The sequence below is a fragment of the Streptomyces sp. NPDC023723 genome (genome assembly GCF_040639815.1).
Lineage (GTDB): Bacteria > Actinomycetota > Actinomycetes > Streptomycetales > Streptomycetaceae > Streptomyces.
The window spans coordinates 1-19468 of the sequence record NZ_JBFAAP010000014.1; the positions used below are offsets into that span (position 1 = coordinate 1).

Annotated in this window: 13 protein-coding genes and 1 pseudogene; 10 read left to right on the plus strand and 4 right to left on the minus strand. The window is 73.2% G+C overall.

What is annotated here, in order from left to right; translation table 11 throughout:
* Window positions 1-131 precede the first annotated feature (131 nt).
* The gene (locus tag AB0G32_RS17365) at window positions 132-2567 is read right to left on the minus strand and encodes a PA14 domain-containing protein (RefSeq protein ID WP_361163448.1); all 2436 of its coding nucleotides are present in this window, start codon (window positions 2565-2567) and stop codon (window positions 132-134) included.
* Window positions 2568-2871: 304 nt separating this feature from the next.
* Here AB0G32_RS17365 and AB0G32_RS17370 point away from each other — a divergent pair, with 304 nt between their 5' ends.
* Both AB0G32_RS17370 and AB0G32_RS17375 read left to right on the plus strand, forming a co-directional pair.
* Window positions 2872-3975 carry a substrate-binding domain-containing protein gene (locus tag AB0G32_RS17370; protein ID WP_361163450.1) on the plus strand — a complete coding sequence of 368 codons (1104 nt, stop codon included), beginning with the start codon at window positions 2872-2874 and terminating at the stop codon, window positions 3973-3975.
* 78 nt (window positions 3976-4053) lie between these two features.
* Complete coding sequence (locus tag AB0G32_RS17375) at window positions 4054-5067, plus strand: LuxR C-terminal-related transcriptional regulator (protein ID WP_361163452.1); 1014 nt, start codon at window positions 4054-4056, stop codon at window positions 5065-5067.
* Here the strand turns inward: AB0G32_RS17375 and AB0G32_RS17380 are convergent.
* Both AB0G32_RS17380 and AB0G32_RS17385 read right to left on the minus strand, forming a co-directional pair.
* Complete coding sequence (locus AB0G32_RS17380) at window positions 5048-6043, minus strand: helix-turn-helix transcriptional regulator (protein WP_361163454.1); 996 nt, start codon at window positions 6041-6043, stop codon at window positions 5048-5050. The two genes, AB0G32_RS17375 and AB0G32_RS17380, sit on opposite strands and share 20 nt — an antisense overlap.
* Window positions 6040-7059 (minus strand): helix-turn-helix transcriptional regulator, encoded by a 1020-nt coding sequence (locus tag AB0G32_RS17385; RefSeq protein WP_361163456.1) that lies wholly within the window; start codon window positions 7057-7059, stop codon window positions 6040-6042. Before AB0G32_RS17385 ends, AB0G32_RS17380 begins: the two co-directional genes overlap by 4 nt.
* 277 nt (window positions 7060-7336) lie before the next feature.
* Between AB0G32_RS17385 and AB0G32_RS17390 the strand changes: the two genes are divergently transcribed.
* From AB0G32_RS17390 to AB0G32_RS17405, 4 genes are all read left to right on the plus strand, one after another.
* A complete protein-coding gene (locus AB0G32_RS17390; protein WP_361163457.1) occupies window positions 7337-7672 on the plus strand; it encodes a hypothetical protein in 336 nt (111 codons plus the stop codon).
* Window positions 7673-8093: 421 nt separating this feature from the next.
* Window positions 8094-10691 carry an ATP-dependent chaperone ClpB gene (gene clpB / locus AB0G32_RS17395; RefSeq protein WP_361163459.1) on the plus strand — a complete coding sequence of 866 codons (2598 nt, stop codon included), beginning with the start codon at window positions 8094-8096 and terminating at the stop codon, window positions 10689-10691.
* Window positions 10692-10795: 104 nt separating this feature from the next.
* Window positions 10796-11326: a YbjN domain-containing protein gene (locus AB0G32_RS17400; protein WP_361163461.1), complete on the plus strand. Its 531-nt coding sequence runs from the start codon at window positions 10796-10798 to the stop codon at window positions 11324-11326.
* Between the two features lie 176 nt (window positions 11327-11502).
* The gene (locus tag AB0G32_RS17405; RefSeq protein WP_361163463.1) at window positions 11503-13605 is read left to right on the plus strand and encodes an acyltransferase family protein; all 2103 of its coding nucleotides are present in this window, start codon (window positions 11503-11505) and stop codon (window positions 13603-13605) included.
* Between the two features lie 55 nt (window positions 13606-13660).
* Here the strand turns inward: AB0G32_RS17405 and AB0G32_RS17410 are convergent, their stop codons facing one another.
* Window positions 13661-14845 (minus strand): pyridoxal phosphate-dependent aminotransferase, encoded by a 1185-nt coding sequence (locus AB0G32_RS17410; protein ID WP_361163465.1) that lies wholly within the window; start codon window positions 14843-14845, stop codon window positions 13661-13663.
* A 118-nt stretch (window positions 14846-14963) separates the two neighbouring features.
* On the opposite strand from AB0G32_RS17410, the pseudogene AB0G32_RS17415 reads away from it, so the two are divergent.
* The 4 genes and pseudogenes from AB0G32_RS17415 to AB0G32_RS17430 form a co-directional block, all read left to right on the plus strand.
* A pseudogene (locus AB0G32_RS17415) lies at window positions 14964-15104 on the plus strand (pyridoxamine 5'-phosphate oxidase); the annotation flags it as partial.
* A gap of 899 nt (window positions 15105-16003) precedes the next feature.
* Window positions 16004-16585, plus strand: a complete 582-nt coding sequence (locus tag AB0G32_RS17420; RefSeq protein WP_361163467.1) for a DUF2617 family protein — start codon at window positions 16004-16006, stop codon at window positions 16583-16585.
* A 79-nt stretch (window positions 16586-16664) separates the two neighbouring features.
* Window positions 16665-18275, plus strand: a complete 1611-nt coding sequence (locus AB0G32_RS17425; protein WP_361163469.1) for a polyamine aminopropyltransferase — start codon at window positions 16665-16667, stop codon at window positions 18273-18275.
* 299 nt (window positions 18276-18574) lie between these two features.
* Complete coding sequence (locus AB0G32_RS17430) at window positions 18575-19450, plus strand: SRPBCC domain-containing protein (RefSeq protein WP_361163471.1); 876 nt, start codon at window positions 18575-18577, stop codon at window positions 19448-19450.
* The last annotated feature ends 18 nt before the right edge of the window (window positions 19451-19468 follow it).

Here is a 19468-nt window from a genome sequence, read left to right on the forward strand (position 1 = left end):
AGCTGCTCCCCGGCGGGGGGGGGGGGGGGGCCCCCGGGGGCGGGGGCAGGGCGGCCGGGGCCCAGGGGGGGGGGGGCCCGGTCGGCAACCCCCCCGGCCCCCCGCACCGCTGTCTCGCCGCTGGGCCGGGGTCAGAGCCAGGCGTCCCAGATGCCGTACGCCTGGTAGTCGGTGTGCACGTCGGCGCCCGACGCGTCGGTGCGGACCACCCGGTAGTAGTAGAGGCCCAGCCGGTCCGCGCTGACCGCCTCGTCCACGTAGTACACCGCGTCGTCCGCCACCCCCTGGGTCAGGGTGGTCCAGGTCGCGGTGGCCGGGTCCCAGCGTTCCACCCGGTACCCGGCGAACCGGGCGCAGTCGCCGAGGCCCGCGGTGGCGGAGCAGTCCACGTACAGCTTCGGGTACTGGCCCTCGCGGACCTCGGTGCCGGTCCAGCCGGGCGGCCGGGTGTCGGGCAGCGTGACCGTGATGTCCGCCGTGCGGTAGGCGGCGGGGCCGGCGTAGGGGTCGATGAGTCCGGAGCCGTCGGAGGCGGCGACCCGGTAGACGTGTTCGGCGCCGTCGGGCACGGTCGGGCAGTAGATCTCGGTGGCGGCCAGTGAGCTGCCGGTCCAGCAGTTCTCCGTCCAGACCGTCTCGCCGGTGTCCGGGTCGGTGACGCCCTGCCACACGAGGTACTTGCGCACGTCGTCGTCGGCGGGCGGGGTCCAGGTCAGGTGGACGCCGAGCGGGACGGCCTCGGCGGTCAGGTCCCGCACCGGGGCCGGGCGTTCGGTGTCCGGGGTGGTGGCGGTGGCGGCCGGGCCGGGCGCCGAGTCGTGGCCGTCCGGGCCTTCGGTCACCACCCGGTACTCGTAGGTGGTCTCGGAGGCGCCCGAGACGTCCCAGCAGACCCCGTTGACCTGCTTGCGGCCGGCGTAGTCGGGGGCGTCGGAACCGGTCCAGGTCGAGTAGGTCTCCGGGGCCGCCGGCGGCAGGTCGACCGAGCTGTTCGGCTTGCACAGGTCGACGGTGGTGCTGAGGCCGGTGGCCGGGTCGGTGCGGACCAGGTGGAAGGTGAGCAGCGGGCCGTCGCCGTCGAAGGCCCAGGGATCGGTGGCGCTCCACTCGACCATCACGCCCTCCCCGTGGGGGGTGGCGGTGGTGCGGAAGGCGGGTATCGCCTCCGGGCGGGCGGCCAGGTCCAGCGGGATCTCCACCGGCGCGGCCGCGTTGCCCTTGGCGTCCACCGCGCGGACGGCGTACCGGTAGGTGTCGCTCACGGCGGTCAGCTGGCGCGGGACGACATCGGTGCCGGTGGTGGTCCCGCCGGTGCCGGGCAGCGCGTCGAGCCAGCCGCCGGTCGCCGGGTCGTACTGGAGGACCTGGTAGGCGGTGGCGTCGTCGGCCGGGGTCCAGGTCAGGTGCGGGACGCCGGAGCGGTACTCGACGCGGGCGCCGGTGACGGCGGCCGGCGGGGTCAGGTCGGCGGTGGTGACGGTGGTGGCGGCCGAGTACGCCGACCAGTTGCCGGCGGCGTCCCGGGCCCGGCCGCGGTAGGTGACCTGGCGGCCGTCGGCCGGGGTGCCGGTGTCGCAGAAGGCGCCCTCGGCGGCGGTGGCCACGGTCGTCCAGGCGCCGGTGGCCGCGTTCTGCCGCTGGAGTTCGTAGAGCGCGATGTCGGCGGCGTTGGCCGCGGTGGTGACCAGTTCCGGGGCGGCGTAGGGCCGGCCGGCCGGGCAGGCGTCCAGCTCCACGAACGGCGCGGCGGGCGGCGTGCTGTCCACGGTGGTGACGCCCTTGTCCGTGGTCCCGGCCGACTCGTTGCCCGCCTTGTCGTAGGCGCGGACCTCGTAGTAGTACGTCTCGCCGGTCTTCGGCAGGGTGCTGTCCGTGTACGACGTCGAGGTGGTCGTGGCGAGCGGCTTCGCGGCGTACGAGGTGCCCTTCAGGCGGCGGTGGACGCGGTAGCCGGCGAGGTCCATCTCCTGGTTCCTGGACCAGGTGATTTTGGTCTTCCCGGTGGCTTTGTCGTACGTCACCGCGGGGGCGGCCGGGGTGAGCGGCTCGACCTTGTCGACGGAGGCGGTGGTGCGCGGCGCGTAGGTGAACTTGACGTTCGCGCTGCCGGTCCAGTTGACGAAGTCGATCCGCAGGGTGTGCTTGCCCTTGGGGATCGTGACGTTGGCCGTCTTCTTCCGGGTGGACGACACGTTCTTCCACACATCGAGCTTGCGGGTGCCGTCCAGGTAGACCCGGATGCCGTCCTGGGCGGCGGCGGTGAAGGCGAACGGGCCGCCGGAGCCGAAGTCGCGGGTGACCGACCAGCGGACGCCGAAGTTGTTGGCGGGCAGGCCGGCGGCGGGGGCGCCGGTGCCCCAGTTCTGGTCGATCACCGAGTCGCAGTCGGTCTTCTTCGCCGTCCCGGCGAACGTGGTGTTCGCGAAGAACTGCCGCTTGAAGACCGGCGAGGCGCAGCTCACGGCCGCGGCGGCGGGTGCGGCGGCGACGGTCAGCAGTCCGCCCGCGGTGGAGAGCACGACGGCGGCCGAGGCGGCGGCCAGGGTCGTGCGTCTGGCTGAGTTCATTCGGTCCTCTGATCGAAAACAGCGGAGGCAGTCGAGACGGTGAGCGGTCTCCGTGATCACGACTCGTGAGGATTGGAGTTGGTTGTACGGATCTTGTGGATTCGGTTGTGGAGCCCAGATGACCAGCGTGTGTAGGGAAGTTGGAGGTTTTGCCGGGCCGGGTCCGGGTCGGCTGCGGTGTGTGATGTTGCGCTCTCGTTAAGTGGTATCGCTTGACGGGCGGATGGGTCTGGCGTTGTCTTTTCAGTCACCTGGGTCGCAAAGCGGCGGCCGCGTCCGGAAGGCACCAGAAGTGATCACCAGCATGCGTCGAATCGCCATATGCGTGGCGGCGTCCACGATGACCGTTTCGCTGACCGCCTGCGGTGCCCTGAACGTGGCGGGCGGCAGCGACGACGCCAGCCCGACCAAGGGCGACGACCTCACGGTCGGCCTGCTGCTGCCGGAGAAGGACAACACCCGCTACGAGCAGTTCGACCACCCCATCTTCAAGAAGAAGGTGGACGAACTGACCGGCGGCCGGGGCACGGTGGCGTACGCCAACGCCGACGCGAGCGCGGGCAAGCAGGCCCAGCAGTTGCAGCGGATGGTCGACGACCGGGTCGACGTCATCGTGCTGGACGCGGTCGACTCGCACGCCATCGCGAGCGGCGTGAAGAAGGCCAAGGCCGCGGGCATCCCGGTGATCGCGTACGACCGGCTGGCCGAGGGGCCGATCGACGCGTACATCTCCTTCGACAACGAACTGGTCGGGGAGGTCCAGGGCCGTTCGCTGCTCGAGGCGCTCGGCAGCGACTCGGCCGCCGACACCATCGTCATGATGAACGGCTCCTCCACCGACCCCAACGCCCGCCAGTTCAAGGCCGGCGCGCTGACCGAACTGGCCGGGAACGTACAGGTCGGCGCCGAGTACGACACCAAGGACTGGAAGCCGGAGAACGCCGAGCAGAACATGGCCGAGGCGATCGACAAGCTCGGCGTGGACGGGATCGCCGGGGTCTACTCCGCCAACGACGGCATGGCGGGCGGTGTCATCAAGGCGCTCAAGGCGGCCGGTGTCACCGATCTGCCGCCGGTCACCGGGCAGGACGCCGACCTGGACGCGGTGCGCCGGATCGTCACCGGCGAGCAGTACATGAGCGTGTACAAGTCCTACCCGCAGGAGGCGGAGAACGCCGCCGAGATGGCGGTGGCCCGAGTGCAGGGCAAGGACATCCAGTTCGACGCGCTCACCACCGACAAGGTGGACAGCCCCACCCAGCAGGACATTCCCGCCCAGTTGGTCACCGTCGTCGCCCTGACCAAGGAGAACATCAAGCAGACCGTCATCAACGACGGCATCTACCAGGTCTCCGACATCTGCACCGCCGCGTACGAGGACGCCTGCGCCGAGGCCGGTCTGAAGTAGGCCGCTTGTTGCACAGCCGGTCCCGGCCGCGCATAGTTGCGCTGCGGAAGGGCGCGGGACGCGGGGGTGGGCTGGGCGATGGCCGGGCACGGGACGGACGGGCATCCACACGGTGCTGACCGACTGTGCGAGGCCGGGGACCAGGTGTACGCCCGGGCGGTGCGGCGGGGCCGGGTGCCGCGCCGGGATGCCGAGGCGGTGCCCTGTCTGCTGGACCTGGCGCTGCTGCACCCCGACCCCGACGACATGGCCTGGCTGGTGCCGACCGCGCCGCGGGAGGTCATGTCCCGGCTGCTGCGCGAGGTGCACGACGAGGTCAGCGCCGGGCAGCGGCGGATGGGTTCGGTGGTCGCCGCCTTCGAGCGGTACGCCGGTCTGGGCGCCGAGCGCCGGCCGGTGGCGGCCGAGGGCACGGCGGCGATCCGGGTGCTGGACGGGCTGGGCCGGATCCAGGCGGCGATGGACGAGGCGACGCGGGCCTGCACGACGGAGGTGCTGACCGTGCAGCCCGGCGGCATCCGGCGCGAGCACGAACTCTCCGAGGGGCTGCACCGGGCGCTGGCGCTGCGCGGGCGCGGGGTGCGGATGCGGGACCTGTACACGCATGTCGCCCGGCACGGGCAGGGGCTGCTGCACTACATGGAGCTGATGGGCGACGCGGTGGAGGCGCGGACGCTGGACGAGGTGATCGACCGGCTGATCCTGTTCGACCGCACAGTGGCCTTCGTACCCGCCAACGCGGACCGGACGATGGCGCTGGAGCTGCGCCACCCGGCGCTGGTGGAGTACCTGGTCACCGTCTTCGAACGGCTGTGGCGGCTCGCCCTGCCGATCACCGCGCCGCTGCCCGACACCGGCATCGAGGGCATCTCGCACCGGGAGCGGTCCATCGCGGCGCTGCTGGCGGAGGGCCACCAGGACGCGGTGATCGCCGAACGGCTGGGCATCAGCGTACGGACCTGCCGGGCGCACATCGCCCGGCTGTCGGAGACGCTGGGCGCGGCGAGCCGGACCCAGCTGGGCGTGCGGCTGGCCCAGGCGGGGCTGGACGGGCCGCCGCAGCCGCCGCCGGTCAGTCCGCCCGGTCCATGATCCCCGACCGGGCGATGAGATAGCCGAGCTGGGCCCGGCTCTCGCTGCCGAGCGTGGCGGACAGCTTGGCGATGTGCTCCCGCGCGGTCCGCACGTTCAGCCCGAGCCGCTCGGCGACGACGGCGTCGGTGTGCCCCTCCACCAGCAGCGCGGCGATGGCCCGCTGCCGGGGGGTGACACCGTCCAGGGTGGGCGGCTGGACGGCGTTCGGGTACATGGGGGTGGCGAGGCGCCAGAGGCGGTCGAAGACGGTGGCGAAGTAGGAGACGAGGGCGGGGACCCGGACCTCCAGCGCGGACCAGGCTTCCTTGTCACCGGCGACGAACGCCACCGTGCGGTCGACGACGATGAGCCGGTCGGTGATCTCGTCGAGGGTGCGGGCCTCGGCGTCGCCGTTGAGCGTCTCGTAGTGGGCGAGGACGGAGGGCACGTGCCGCTGGGTGTGCTGGTAGAGGGTGCGGATACGGCCACCGCGGTCGAGCAGGGCCTGGTCGCGGGCGACGGCGATGGCCCTGGCCCGCTCCATGCGGCCGGGGTCGCGTCTCAGGCTGGGCTGGACGCACAGCAGTTCCCGCGCCGCCCCCGTCATGGCCTCGGTGATGGCCTGGTTGATGCTCTCCATGCCGCTGAGCACCCGCAGCGGTCCGTCCGCCGCCGCGGCCCACTGCCCCGTCGCCCGCATCAAGGGCTCGAACGTCCGGGACAGCCGTTCCTCGCGCCGGCGTTCGGCGGCGACCCGGTCGGCCGAGGTGCGCAGCAACCGGTGCAGGGCGAGGGCCGGTGGTACGGGTTCCAGCAGGTGCGGGTCTTCGAGCGCGGGGCTGAGCAGTCCGAGGGCCGGCAGGCACGGCGCGTGCGCGGCCTCCTCGGCGCGCACCGGGCCGTTGTTGAGCGCGCGTTCGTACAGCTCCCGGCCGGCGGCGCACAGGTCTTCCACGCCGTGCTCGGCGTGCTCGGCGGGCGGCGGGGTGGTCACCGGGCGGCCTCCTCCTGCTCCAGGATTCCCGACCGTGCGATGAGGTAACCGAGTTGCGCGCGGCTGCCGCTGCCGAGAGCGGAGGCCAGTTTGGCTATGTGGGCCCGGCAGGTACGGACGTTCATGCCGAGGCGGCGGGCGATTGCCTCGTCCACATGCCCCTCGACCAGCAGCTTCGCGATGGAGTGCTGGATGTCGGTGATGCCGCCGGGGGCCGGTTCGTAGGGGATGCCGACTCTCAGGGGCACCGCGCGCGACCACATGAACTCGAAGACCTTGATCAGGTACCGGACCAGGCCGGGGTGACGCAGTTCCAGGGCGACGCGCCGGTCGTCCCGGATGGGGATGAAGGCCACCGTCTCGTCGCAGATGATGAGCCGTTCGACCAGCTCGTCGATGGTGCGCACCTCGACCTTGCCATCGGCGATCTGCTCCACGTACGCGAGGGTCTCGGGGCTGTGCCGCGCGGTGTGCTGGTACAGGGTGCGCAGGCGTACTCCCCGGTCGAGGAAGGGCCGGTCGCGCTCCAGGCCCTTCAGCAGGTTGCTCTCCAGCCGGCGTTTGCCGGGCTGTACCGTGAGTACCTCGGTGTGGCACTGGGATGTCGCGAGGTTGAGCGCGGCGTTGATCCGGTCCTGCCCCTCCAGCACGGTGATGAGGTCGGTGTCCGAGGCGCTCTGGGCACCGGCCGCGAGGAACGGCTCGAAGGCGTCGGCCAGCTCCACCGAGAGCCGGCGGCGCTCGGTGATCTCCCGCTCTATTGGGTAAAGGTGCTGGGCAAGGGCGACCGACGGCGGGACGGGGCGCAGCCAGTCGGGGTCGTCGGGGTCCGGGTGGAGCAGCGCGAACTCCATGAGGCAGGGGGCCGACGCCGCGTCCGCGCGAGCGATGCGGCCGGCACGCAGAGCACTCGTGTAGAGACGGCCGCCTTCCTCACACAGATCGGTTATGGCGTGGGGATGTGCCCCTTGTGCTCCGTTTGTCCCCAATTTTCCACCCCCCAGGGTCCTGAACATGCAGGAACATGATGCACCGATTGTGTGGCCAGGATGTGCCTGAATGAGCCATCGTCTTGTTCGACGGGGGAAGAGGAGGCCATCGAGTGAGGACGAAGCCGACTATGAGTAAGAGAATGCTTCGCTCGGTACTTGCCGCTGCTCTTTCCGCCGTCGTGATCTTCGGGGCTGTGAGCGGTCTGACCGGCAAGTCCAGTGACGTTCGAGCGGACACGGGTTCGATCGCGACGGTCGTCGGCGGAGCCCACGTCAATGACACGTCCTGGGACTGATCGCGATGGCCACGCCACCCGACGATCGCTCGTTCCGTCGTGAGATGGCCACCGCCTACCGGTCCGGCTGGCACTTCATCGACCTGGTCACCGCCATCCCCCACAGCGGTGACTCGCTGATGGTGACCGTGTTCGGCGAACCGGTCGTCGTCACCCGGGACGAGGACGACGACGTGCGGGCGTACCGGTGTCTGCGGCGGCCCCGGGGGGCGCCGCAGCCCGTCCGGTGTGCCATCCGGTACGGAATGATCTTTGTGAACCTTGATCAGCGGGACCACCGGCTCGTGCCGTCGGAGGACTCCGATCTGAGGACCATCTCTGCCACCCCCCGCAGTGCCTGACGCGATTCCCCCGTCGTAAAAGATCGCTCAGGTGCTTCCCCCCGCAGCGGCGTCACCGTGACCTGAACACGGTGACGCCGCTGCAGTTTTTCATGGTTTTCCGGGGCCATCGCCCCGTTTCGGCCTACCTGGCCCGACCGGGGGCCCGCCCCGTGCCCAGCGCCCCAGCGTCCCAGCCCGTCCCGCCGTGCCCCCGATGGCCGCCCGGGTGGGATTCGGCCGCGGTGGCCGGTACCGCTCCGCTCCGCGTGCCGCCGCGCCGCCTCGGTACCCCGTACGTAACCCCGCCTTCGCGCTCGCGTTCCCGCGCCAGTACTGCCGGACGCCACTTGAGTGGAATAGACTCAACTTTACGTATGTTGCTCAAGTCAGGACGTTGCTGAGTCAGTCGCCAGTCAGTCGCCAGGAGGAGAACCCGAACGTGGACGCCGAGCTGACCAACCGGAGCCGGGACGCGATCAACGCGGCCAGCAATCGGGCCGTGACCGAGGGACACCCGGACCTCACCCCCGCCCACCTGCTTCTGGCCCTGCTCCAGGGTCAGGAGAACGAGAACATCACCGACCTGCTCACCGCCGTCGACGCCGACCAGGTCGCCGTCCGCACCGGCGCCGAACGGGTGCTGGCCGGGCTGCCCAGCGTGACCGGGTCCACGGTCGCCCCGCCCCAGCCCAGCCGTGAGATGCTCGCGGTCGTCGCCGACGCCCAGAAGAGGGCCGAGGACCTCGGCGACGAGTACCTCTCCACCGAACACCTCCTGATCGGCATCGCCGCCAAGGGCGGTGCGGCCGGTGAGTTGCTCACGGAGCAGGGGGCCACCGCGAAGAAGCTTCAGGAGGCCTTCCAGAAGGCGAGGGGAGGGCGCCGGGTGACCACCGCGGACCCGGAGGGCCAGTACAAGGCGCTGGAGAAGTTCGGCACCGACTTCACGGCCGCCGCGCGCGAGGGCAAGCTCGACCCGGTCATCGGCCGGGACACCGAGATCCGCCGCGTGGTGCAGGTGCTGTCCCGCCGTACGAAGAACAACCCGGTCCTGATCGGTGAGCCGGGCGTCGGCAAGACCGCCGTCGTCGAAGGGCTCGCCCAGCGGATCGTGAAGGGGGACGTGCCCGAGTCGCTGAAGAACAAGCGGCTGGTCGCGCTGGACCTCGGCGCGATGGTGGCGGGCGCCAAGTACCGCGGTGAGTTCGAGGAGCGGCTGAAGACCGTGCTGGCCGAGATCAAGGACTCGGACGGCCAGATCATCACGTTCATCGACGAGCTGCACACCGTCGTGGGGGCCGGCGCGGGCGGCGACTCCGCGATGGACGCGGGCAACATGCTCAAGCCGATGCTGGCCCGCGGCGAGCTGCGCATGGTCGGCGCGACCACGCTGGACGAGTACCGCGAGCGCATCGAGAAGGACCCGGCGCTGGAGCGCCGCTTCCAGCAGGTGCTGGTGGCGGAGCCGTCCGTCGAGGACTCCATCGCGATCCTGCGCGGCCTCAAGGGCCGCTACGAGGCCCACCACAAGGTGCAGATCGCGGACAGCGCGCTGGTGGCCGCCGCCACCCTCTCCGACCGGTACATCACCTCCCGCTTCCTGCCCGACAAGGCCATCGACCTCGTCGACGAGGCGGCCTCCCGGCTGCGCATGGAGATCGACTCGTCCCCGGTCGAGATCGACGAACTCCAGCGCGCCGTCGACCGGCTGAAGATGGAGGAACTGGCCATCGGCCGGGAGACCGACGCCGCTTCCCTCCAGCGGCTGGAGAAGCTGCGCCGCGACCTCGCCGACAAGGAGGAGGAACTGCGCGGCCTGAACGCCCGCTGGGAGAAGGAGAAGCAGTCCCTCAACCGGGTCGGCGAGCTGAAGGAGAAGCTCGACGAACTGCGCGGCCAGGCCGAACGCGCCCAGCGCGACGGCGACTTCGACTCCGCCTCCAAGCTGCTGTACGGCGAGATCCCGAACGTGGAGCGGGACCTGGAGGCCGCCGCCCAGGCCGAGGAGGAGGTCGCCCAGGACACCATGGTCAAGGAGGAGGTCGGCGCCGACGACATCGCCGACGTCGTCGCCGCCTGGACCGGCATCCCGGCCGGCCGCCTCCTGGAGGGCGAGACGCAGAAGCTGCTGCGCATGGAGGACGAGCTGGGCAAGCGGCTCATCGGCCAGACGCAGGCGGTCCGCGCGGTCTCCGACGCGGTACGCCGCTCCCGGGCCGGCATCGCCGACCCCGACCGCCCCACCGGCTCCTTCCTCTTCCTCGGCCCGACCGGCGTCGGCAAGACGGAACTGGCCAAGGCGCTCGCCGACTTCCTCTTCGACGACGAGCGGGCGATGGTCCGCATCGACATGTCCGAGTACAGCGAGAAGCACAGCGTGGCCCGGCTGGTCGGCGCGCCCCCCGGCTACGTCGGCTACGAGGAGGGCGGCCAGCTCACCGAGGCGGTGCGCCGCCGCCCGTACAGCGTCGTCCTGCTGGACGAGGTGGAGAAGGCCCACCCCGAGGTCTTCGACATCCTGCTCCAGGTACTGGACGACGGCCGGCTCACCGACGGACAGGGCCGGACGGTCGACTTCCGCAACGCCATCCTCGTCCTCACCTCCAACCTGGGCAGCCAGTTCCTGGTGGACCCGATCACCACCGAGGCGGAGAAGAAGGAACAGGTCCTGGAGGTGGTCCGGGCCTCCTTCAAGCCGGAGTTCCTCAACCGCCTCGACGACCTGGTCGTCTTCTCGGCCCTCACCAAGGAGGAACTGAGCCGGATCGCCCGCCTCCAGATCCAGGCCCTGTCCCGCCGGCTGGCCGAGCGGCGCCTCACCCTGGAGATCACCGACGAGGCCCTCCAGTGGCTCGCGGACGAGGGCAACGACCCGGCCTACGGCGCCCGCCCGCTGCGCCGCCTGGTCCAGACGGCCATCGGCGACCGGCTCGCCCGGGAGATCCTGTCCGGCGAGATCAAGGACGGCGACGCGGTACGGGTGGACCGGTTCGGGGACGATCTGATCGTGGGACCGGATGCCGGGAAGACACTCTGACGCCACCCTGATTCCACCGCCCCGGGGCACAGGCGCGCCGGGGCTTGCCACCCCCCTCCCCGCATGGGGGAGGATGGCGGAATCCGTACGAAGGGAAAATCACGGTGAGCATCGACCCGTCCTCGATTCCGAACTTCGGGGGCAAGCCCGAGCCTGAGCCCCAGGGCCCGGCGGGCCCCGTCGTCCCGGATCAGGACCTCGTGAAGCAGCTCCTCGACCAGATGGAGCTGAAGTACGTCGTCGACGACGAGGGTGACCTCGCGGCGCCGTGGGAGCAGTTCCGTACGTACTTCATGTTCCGCGGCGAGGGGGACCAGCAGGTCTTCTCGGTGCGGACGTTCTACGACCGGCCGCACCAGATCGAGGACAAGCCGCAGCTGCTGGAGTCCGCCGACGACTGGAACCGGCGCACCCTGTGGCCCAAGGTGTACTCGCACACCCACGACGACGGCACGGTCCGCCTGATCGGCGAGGCCCAGATGCTGATCGGCACCGGCGTGAGCCTGGAGCACTTCGTCTCCTCCACGGTGAGCTGGGTGCGCGCCGCCATCGAGTTCGACCGGTGGCTGGTGGAGCAGCTCGGCCTGGAGCAGGAGGTCGACGGGGCGGAGAAGCCCGAGGACGACGACGAGTAGCCGTCTCCAGCGAGTGCGGGAGCCCGGCCGGGAATGTTCCGGCCGGGCTTTCGTGTGCCGCAAGTACCCGATGTTGTGGCCGCGTTCACCCGCGAGGCCGCCTGGCGGCCGGACAGCGCCTGCACAGTACGGGGACAGGAACCTGACCGTCCCGTCCGCGAGGAGCCGTCCCGCCGATGCCCAGCGTCACCCTCACCGACGTCTGCTCCGCCCCACCGGTCGGCACTGCCGCTCCGCCGCCCGGCCACCCCGCCCCGCGCCTCGACATACAGGGCCTGCGCGCGGTGGCCGTCGGGCTCGTGGTGCTCTCGCACGCCGGGGTGGCCGGGGTCGAGGGCGGGTACGTCGGGGTCGACGTCTTCTTCGTGATATCCGGCTTTCTCATCACGTCCCTGCTGCTGCGCGAGCCGGCCGCCACCGGCCGTGTCTCGCTGCCCGCCTTCTACGCCCGCCGGGCGCTGCGGCTGCTGCCCGCGGCGGTGCTGGTCATCGCCGTCACCCTGGCCGGCAGCCGGCTGTTCCTGTCGCCCACCCGGTTCGCGGAGTACGCGGGCGACGCCCTCGGCAGCGCGCTGTACGCGGTCAACTTCCGGCTGGCGGCGGCCGGCACCGACTACCTCGCGCAGACCGGCCCGCCCTCCCCCTTCCAGCACTTCTGGTCGCTCGCGGTGGAGGAGCAGTTCTACGTGGTGTGGCCGCTGCTCCTGCTGCTCGGCGCCCGTCTGGTGGGCGGCCGGCGCCGGCCGCTGGCGGTGGGGCTCGGGGTGCTGTGCGCGGGGTCGTTCCTGTTCGGCGTGGTGGCGACCGAGACCTCGGCGCCCTGGGCGTACTTCGCCTCCCCGGCCCGGGGCTGGGAACTGGGCGCCGGCGCCCTGCTCGCCCTGTGCGCGCCCCGGCTGGAACGGCTGCCCGCCGCCGTCGCCGCCCCGCTGAGCTGGCTCGGCCTGGCCGGCATCGGCCTGGCGGCCCTCTGGTACGACGACACGACGCCGTTCCCGGGCGGGTACGCCCTGCTGCCGGTCCTGGGCGCGGCACTCGTGCTGGCGGCCGGCTGCGCGCCCGCCCGGCCCGGCGCGGGCCGGCTGCTGGGATGCCGGCCGCTGGTCCGGATCGGCGGCCTCTCCTATGGCTGGTACCTGTGGCACTGGCCGCTGCTGGTCATCGCCCCGGCGGCGCTGGGCCGCACGGACGGCACCGCCGGGCCGTTCCTCGCGCTCACCCTGTGCGCGGTGGCGCTGGCCCTGGCCTGGCTGACGCTGCGCCTGGTGGAGAACCCGGTGCGGTTCCACCGGGCGCTGACCGGACGCCCGCGCCGGGGCCTGGCGCTGGGCGCCGCGCTGTCGGCCGGGACGGCGGCGCTGGCGCTGACCGCGGCGGCCCTCCCGCCGGCCATCGGGGCCGGCCCGCCCGCGCCCGAACTGGCCCGGGCACTGGCCACCGCCCCGGACCCCGGGGCACGGCTGGGGGCCCTGCTGGCGGCGGCCCCCGGCGTGCTGCCGGGCAACCTCTCCCCGGCACTGCCCGAGGTGCGGTCCGCCCGGTCCGCGCTCTACCGGGACGGCTGCCACGCCGACTACGCCGCCACCCGGGCCACCCCCTGCGGCTACGGGGACCCGGCCGGCGCCCGGACCGTCGTGCTGTTCGGCGACTCGCACGCGGCGCAGTGGTTCCCGGCCCTGGAGCGGCTCGCGACCGCGCGCGGCTGGAAACTGGTCTCGCTGACGAAAGCGTCCTGCAAGACCGCCGAGGTGACCATCGTCAGCGGGGGCGATCCGTACACGGCCTGCGACCGCTGGCGGGCCGACGCCATCGCCCGGATCGGCGCCCTCCGCCCCGACCTGGTGGTCGTCTCCTCCTCGGAGGCGGGCGACCCGGTCCGCCCCGCCGCCGACCGGGCACGGCAGTGGACCACCGGTTACGCCGGCACCTTCCGCCGGCTCGGCGCCTTCGGCACCCGCGTCGTCTCCCTGCTGGACACGCCGTGGCCGATGGGCGACCCGGTCGACTGCGCCGCGGCCAACGCCGAGCAACTGCACGCCTGCGCCGACCGGCTGCCGGACGCCGTGCGGGACACGGTCCGGCGGGCCGCCGTCCGCGCCGCCGCCGCCGCGACCGGCGTCCGCGTCGTCGACCCGGCGCCCTGGCTCTGCGACGCGCGCACGGGCCGGTGCCCGGTGGTTGTCGGCGACACGGCGGTCTATCGCGACGACAGCCATCTCTCCGAGGGGTACGCGCGGGCGTTGACGCCGGTGCTGGGGGACGCGCTGGGCCGGGTGTGACGTACGGACCCCCAGGACGTCCAGCGGCAGCGGCCCGCCGCACTCGTCCCTGCCGCTACCCGCGCCCCAGCCCCTTGAGCCGCCGTACCGCCTCCGCCAGCACACTGGTCCGCTTGCAGAACGCGAACCGGACGAACGGCGCGCCCTGCTCCCGGTGGTCGTAGAAGACCGCGTTGGGGACGGCGACCACGCCGGCGCGTTCCGGCAGCGCGCGGCAGAAGGCGAAGCCGTCCTCGTGGCCCAGGGGGCGGACGTCGGTGGTGACGAAGTACGTGCCGGCCGGGCGGTGCACGCCGAAGCCGGCTTCCGCCAGGCCGGTCGCGAGCAGGTCGCGCTTGGCGCGCAGGTCGTCGCGGAAGGCGGTGAAGTAGGTGTCGGGCAGCGCGAGCGCCTCGGCGACGGCGTACTGGAAGGGGCCCGCCGACACGTACGTCAGGTACTGCTTGGCCGAGCGGACCGCCGTGAGCAGGGCGGGGGCGGCGGTGATCCAGCCGACCTTCCAGCCGGTGAAGGAGAAGGTCTTGCCGCTGGAGGAGATGGTGACCGTGCGCTCGCGCATGCCGGGGAAGGACGCCAGCGGGACGTGCTCGGCGGCGTCGTAGACCAGGTGCTCGTAGACCTCGTCGGTGACGACCAGCAGGTCGCGGGCCACGGCCAGTTCGGCGACGGCCGCGAGTTCGGCGCGGGTCAGGACGGTGCCGGTGGGGTTGTGCGGGGTGTTGATCAGCAGCAGGCGGGTGCGGTCGGTGACCGCGTCGCGCAGTTCGTCCAGGTCGAGGCGGAAGGCGCCCTCGTGCGGGCGCAGGGTGACCGGGACGCGGGTGCCGCCGGCCATCGCGACGCAGGCGGCGTAGGAGTCGTAGTACGGCTCCAGGGCGATCACCTCGTCGCCGGGTTCCACCAGGGCGAGCAGGGCCGCGGCGATCGCCTCCGTGGCGCCGGCGGTGACCAGGACCTCGGTGTCGGGGTCGTAGCACAGGCCGTACCAGTGCCGCTGGTGGGCGGTGATCGCGGCGCGCAGTTCGGGGACGCCGGGGCCCGGCGGGTACTGGTTGCCGCGGCCGTCGCGCAGCGCCCGTACCGCCGCCTCCCTGACCTCCTCGGGACCGTCGGTGTCCGGGAAGCCCTGCCCGAGGTTGATCGCGCCGGTCCGCACGGCCAGGGCGGACATCTCGGCGAAGATCGTCGTCCCGAACTCGGCGAGCCGGCGGTTGAGCAGGGGGCGTGCGCTGGAGGTCATCCGGCCATCCTGCGCCGAAGTTCCGGCCCTCATCAACTCACGTCGGGGGCGAGTCGACGCGCGCGAACAGGTGGTCGGGCGCCCGCATCGGTCGCTGGGCGTCGGTCCCGCGCCCCGGGCGTATGCCGCCGAGTCCGGGTGGGACCCACGCGCGGAGGAGGGGTCCTTCGTCCGCGTCCGCGTGGTCCCGGGGACCGTGCGCGCGTGGCGCGGGGAGCCGGAACCGCGCGGGCGGGTCGTCATGCGCGACGGGGTGTGGCCGGCGCAGTGTCCCCGGGCCGAACCTCTGGAGTTGCTCAACTCCGCTTTGCGCCGGGCCGGGCCCGGGCATCTCCGGTGCACGCGACGAGCGAGGCACCCGCAGCGAGGCACCCACGGGGGGTTGCTCACGGGGCGCTCAACGGAAGGAGGGTGGCGCCATGGTCATCGGCATCATCCTGGCAGTGGTCGTGATTCTGGTTCTCGCCAGGGGCGTGTCCGTCACGCGCCGGGGCGTGCGGGCCGGCGGGGCGCGGGGGCGGACGCGCGGGCGGCGCGGCTGGGCCGCCGGGGGCGGCGGTGCCGCCGCCGGTGGTGGTGACAGCGGCGGGGGCAGTTGGTGGGTGGGTGGCTCGGACGGGGGTCACTCCGGTGGGCATTCGGGCGGTGACTCCGGTGGTCACTCGGGGGGTCACTCCTGCGGCGGCGGCTCGTCCTGCGGGGGCGGGGGCGGGGGCGGCGGCGGTTGCGGGGGCGGGGGTGGCTGACCGGGGGAGCGGAGGCGGCTGACACGGGGGCGGAGGCGCGGCTGACACGGGGCAGCTGAGCTTCGGAGAACCTCGCGGGGCGGCCCCGCACCCAGTGCCCGCCGGGCAGTACGCCCGGCGGGCGCTCTCGTGTGCCGGCGCGCGCGGTGCGGGCAGGGGCGTGCGCTGTCGTTGAACAGTTGAGCTGTTGAGCCCCCTGAGGGATGGAAATACCACGAAGTTGGGTAAAAACGCTGTGGCGCCGTCACCGTCCATGATTGCCTCTCATTCGCCCAAGCAGCCCAACGGGCGCGTCCTGCGGACCCCTCCTGACCGGCCGGCCGGGCTGTGACCGGGCCGCACCCCCTCGGCGCGGCCGGGACATACGCGGGACCCTGCCCTCCTTCCCCCTGTGTGCTTGCGGAGCCCATCCATGCTCACGACCCTGAACACCGCCTACACCGACACGCGCGCGGCCGACCTCGCCTGGGCCCTGGGGCGGGAGCCGCTGCCGGCCCTCGCCACCCTTGATGTCGAACTGGCAGACGCCGCACTCCAGTTGAGACTTCTCGGCGCCTCTCACCAGGTCCTCCTGGAGGAGGAGCGGGGGACCTGTTCGGAGACGGTCGCGTGCATCCCGGGCAGCCGGACGCCGCTGCCGCTGGGTGTCGCCAAGCGGGTGGGCGACTGGGAGTACGAGTTCGCCGCCCACGTCGAGGTGCTCTCGCCCGGCGCCTTCGCGGGCCGCGCCCAGGAGTTGCTGGCCCTGGTCGCCGACCATCCGCACGGGCTCGTCGGGGTCTTCCCGGGCAGTCCGCACGCCTTCACGGCCCTGCTGGCCCAGGGCGGCCGGGGCCAGGTGTCCTGGCGCACCTGGCACGCGTATCCGCAGGAAGGCCGCCTGGTGGCCACCCGGACCAGGGTCGGGGCCTGCGCCGAGACGGCCCGGCCCGGCCGGCCGGGCGGGGGCGCCCGGTCCGGCGTCGGCGGCCGTTCCGGTGTCTTCGCCGGATAAACCTGCGGCGGCCGGGTGTACGACAGTTCCACACGTGTGGGTGACGAAGCGCGGCCCCGCAGTAACGTAACGTCACAGCGTGATCGAACGGCACGCGCCCGCCCCGCCCGGCTCCCCGCCGCCCTGGGGCGGTCCGGGCGGCCGTCGCGCCACCCCGCCCCCGCCCTCGCTGCCCGTGCGACCGGGCACCGGGCGGTTCCTGGTACTGGCCGGCGTCTTCGTCTGCGCCGCCTGCGGTCTGGTGTACGAACTCGAACTGGTCGCCGTCGCCTCCTACTTGACCGGCGACTCGGTCACCCAGGCGTCCATCGTGCTGTCGGTGATGGTGTTCGCGATGGGCATCGGCTCGCTGGTCGCCAAGCGGCTGCGGCGGCTCGGCGCGGCCGGCTTCGGGGCGGTGGAGGCGGCCCTCGCCCTGGTCGGCGGATGCAGCGCGATGATGCTGTACGCGGTGTTCGCCTGGACCGGCGACTGGGGCGGGCTGTGGGCGGACGCGCCGCGCGTGCTGCTGGTCGCCTTCTCGCTCACCATCGGCCTGCTGATCGGCGCCGAGGTACCGCTGCTGATGGAGCTGATCCAGCGGATCCGCCGCCAGGACGTGGGCGGCGCCGTCGCCGACCTGTTCGCCGCCGACTACACCGGGTCGCTGATCGGCGGACTGGCGTTCCCCTTCCTGCTGCTGCCGTTCCTGGGGCAGTTGACGGGGGCGCTGGTCACCGGGACCGTCAACGCGGTGGTCGGGGCGGCCCTGGTGCTCGGTCTGTTCCGGCGCGACCTGACCGGCCGGGCCCGGCGGCTGCTGCTGACCGCCAACGTCGTCGTCATCGCGGTCCTCGCCACCACCGCCGTGCTGGCCGACGACTTCGAACAGGCCGCCCGGCGCGCCATGTACGGCCAGGACGTCCGGGTGGCGGTGCGCACCGACGTGCAGGAGATCGTCGTCCTCGGCGACTCCGACGGCCGCCCCCTCGACCTCTTCCTGGACGGCCGGCTGCGGGTCGGCAGCGGCGACGAACGCCGGTACCACGAGGCGCTGGTGCACCCCGCCATGACCGGTCCGCACGCGCGCGTGCTGATCCTCGGCGGCGGCGACGGGCTGGCCGCCCGGGAGGTGCTGCGCCACCCGGGGGTGCGGCGGGTGGAGATCGTGGAGGTGGACCCGGAACTGTGCCGGCTGGCGCGGCACGATCCCGGCCTGGCCGCGCTCAACGAGCACGCCTACGACGACCCGCGGGTCCGGGTCACCACGGACGACGCCTTCCACCGGCTGCGCGGGGCGCCGGTCGCGGCGTACGACGTGGTGATCTCGGACCTGCCCGACCCGGGCGTCACGGCCGGCACCAAGCTGTACTCGCAGGAGTTCTACGGCCTGGCCCGGCGCGCGCTGGCGCCCGGCGGACGGCTGGCGGTGCACGCCGGGCCGGTCGCCTCGCGGCCCGGCGTGTTCCGGACGGTGCAGTCGACGCTGCGCGCGGCGGGGCTGCGCACCGCGCCCTACCGGATCGCCGGTTCCCCGGCCGGCGACTGGGGGTTCCTGCTCGCCGCCCGCCGGCCCCCCGCCCTGCGCCTCGACCCGGACGGCCCGCGCCCGGCGACCCTGACCCCCCGGTCGCTGGCCCGCGCCGCCGCCGCGGCCGGCCCGCCCGCACTGGATCTGCCGCCGTCGACGCTGACGCATCCGCGGTACTGAGGCCGTCCCGGGGGTGTGTCCGGTCCTGCGGTGGCCCGCCCACGGCTGCCGGTGGCGTTCACCCGGATGGGGTACACGGTGGCGGCGGGCCCGGGGCCGCCGTCGACCGGCTGTTCAGCAGCGCGGCGACCGTGCGGCGCCACTTCGACCGGGCGCCGGCCAAGCCGGGACCGGCCGGCCGGGCGCGGGCGGTGGTGCCGGCCCACGGGACGGGACCGGTGGCGTCCGGGACGGCGGCGGCGGATGACTTCCGGCCGACGGGGCGTGTTCCCGTCGCCCGCTGGGTAGGCTCGGCTGACATGGAGCATGAGGTGTTCGTTCCGGTTGTGGCCGAGCGGCTCAGGGAGGCGCTGGCCGACCCCGCCCGGGTCGCGGCCGCGGTGCCCGGGCTCCAGCAGGAGGCCGGCGCCGAGCCCGTCACCGGGCGGCTGAAACTGCGCGTCGGCAGCCACTCCGTCACCTACCGGGGTTCGGTGCGGGTGTCCGCGCGGGACGACGGTACGTACGTCGTCCAGGGCGACGCGGACGAGGCGCGCGGGCCGGGGCGGGTGACGCTGGCGCTGACGGTACGGGTGGCCGACGCGGCGGGCGGCGCCACGCTGACGTTCGGGGGGACGGCCACGGCCGAGGCCGACGGGCGGCTGACCGAACTGCCGCCGGACGCGGTGCGCGCGGCGGCGACGCGGTTGCTGACGCGGTTCGCGGAGAACCTGGGACGGGGGACCACGGCAGACACGCCGGCCCCTGCCGCGACCCCGACCCCGGACCCGACCCCGACCCCGGACCCGACCTCGGCCCCGGAAGCTTCCTCTTCCGTCTTCGGCACCGAGGTCCCCGAGTCCGCACTGGAACCGGAAGCCGCATCCGCACCCGCACCCGCCCCAAACGAAGGCCCGGCGGCCGACGCACCCGCCCCCGACGAAGACCCGGCGGCCGACGTACCGGCCGAGGCGGGCGGCGACGGTCCGCCCGCCGAAGCCGCGCACGCGCGCCGCACGATGATCGGCCGCAGCGCCGAGGAGGTCGACCACGCGCCGCCGCGCGGCCGGTACGCCCCGGTCCCCGCTCCGCAGGCCGCCTCCGCCGGCACCCCGCTGCGCTGGGCCGCCCCGGCCGCCGCCCTGGCCGTCGCCTCGGCCATCGTGGTCGGCCGCGCGCTGCGCCGCCGGCGCTGACGCCGGGCCGGACGGTCC

Bases quoted from the DNA above. Each gene is read 5' to 3' on its own strand.
- AB0G32_RS17365 (WP_361163448.1), bottom strand. From the start codon at position 2,567: ATGAACTCAGCCAGACGCACGACCCTGGCCGCCGCCTCGGCCGCCGTC.
- AB0G32_RS17370 (WP_361163450.1), top strand. From the start codon at position 2,872: ATGCGTCGAATCGCCATATGCGTGGCGGCGTCCACGATGACCGTTTCG.
- AB0G32_RS17375 (WP_361163452.1), top strand. From the start codon at position 4,054: ATGGCCGGGCACGGGACGGACGGGCATCCACACGGTGCTGACCGACTG.
- AB0G32_RS17385 (WP_361163456.1), bottom strand. From the start codon at position 7,059: ATGTTCAGGACCCTGGGGGGTGGAAAATTGGGGACAAACGGAGCACAA.
- AB0G32_RS17390 (WP_361163457.1), top strand. From the start codon at position 7,337: ATGGCCACGCCACCCGACGATCGCTCGTTCCGTCGTGAGATGGCCACC.
- AB0G32_RS17405 (WP_361163463.1), top strand. From the start codon at position 11,503: ATGCCCAGCGTCACCCTCACCGACGTCTGCTCCGCCCCACCGGTCGGC.
- AB0G32_RS17410 (WP_361163465.1), bottom strand. From the start codon at position 14,845: ATGACCTCCAGCGCACGCCCCCTGCTCAACCGCCGGCTCGCCGAGTTC.
- AB0G32_RS17420 (WP_361163467.1), top strand. From the start codon at position 16,004: ATGCTCACGACCCTGAACACCGCCTACACCGACACGCGCGCGGCCGAC.
- AB0G32_RS17430 (WP_361163471.1), top strand. From the start codon at position 18,575: ATGGAGCATGAGGTGTTCGTTCCGGTTGTGGCCGAGCGGCTCAGGGAG.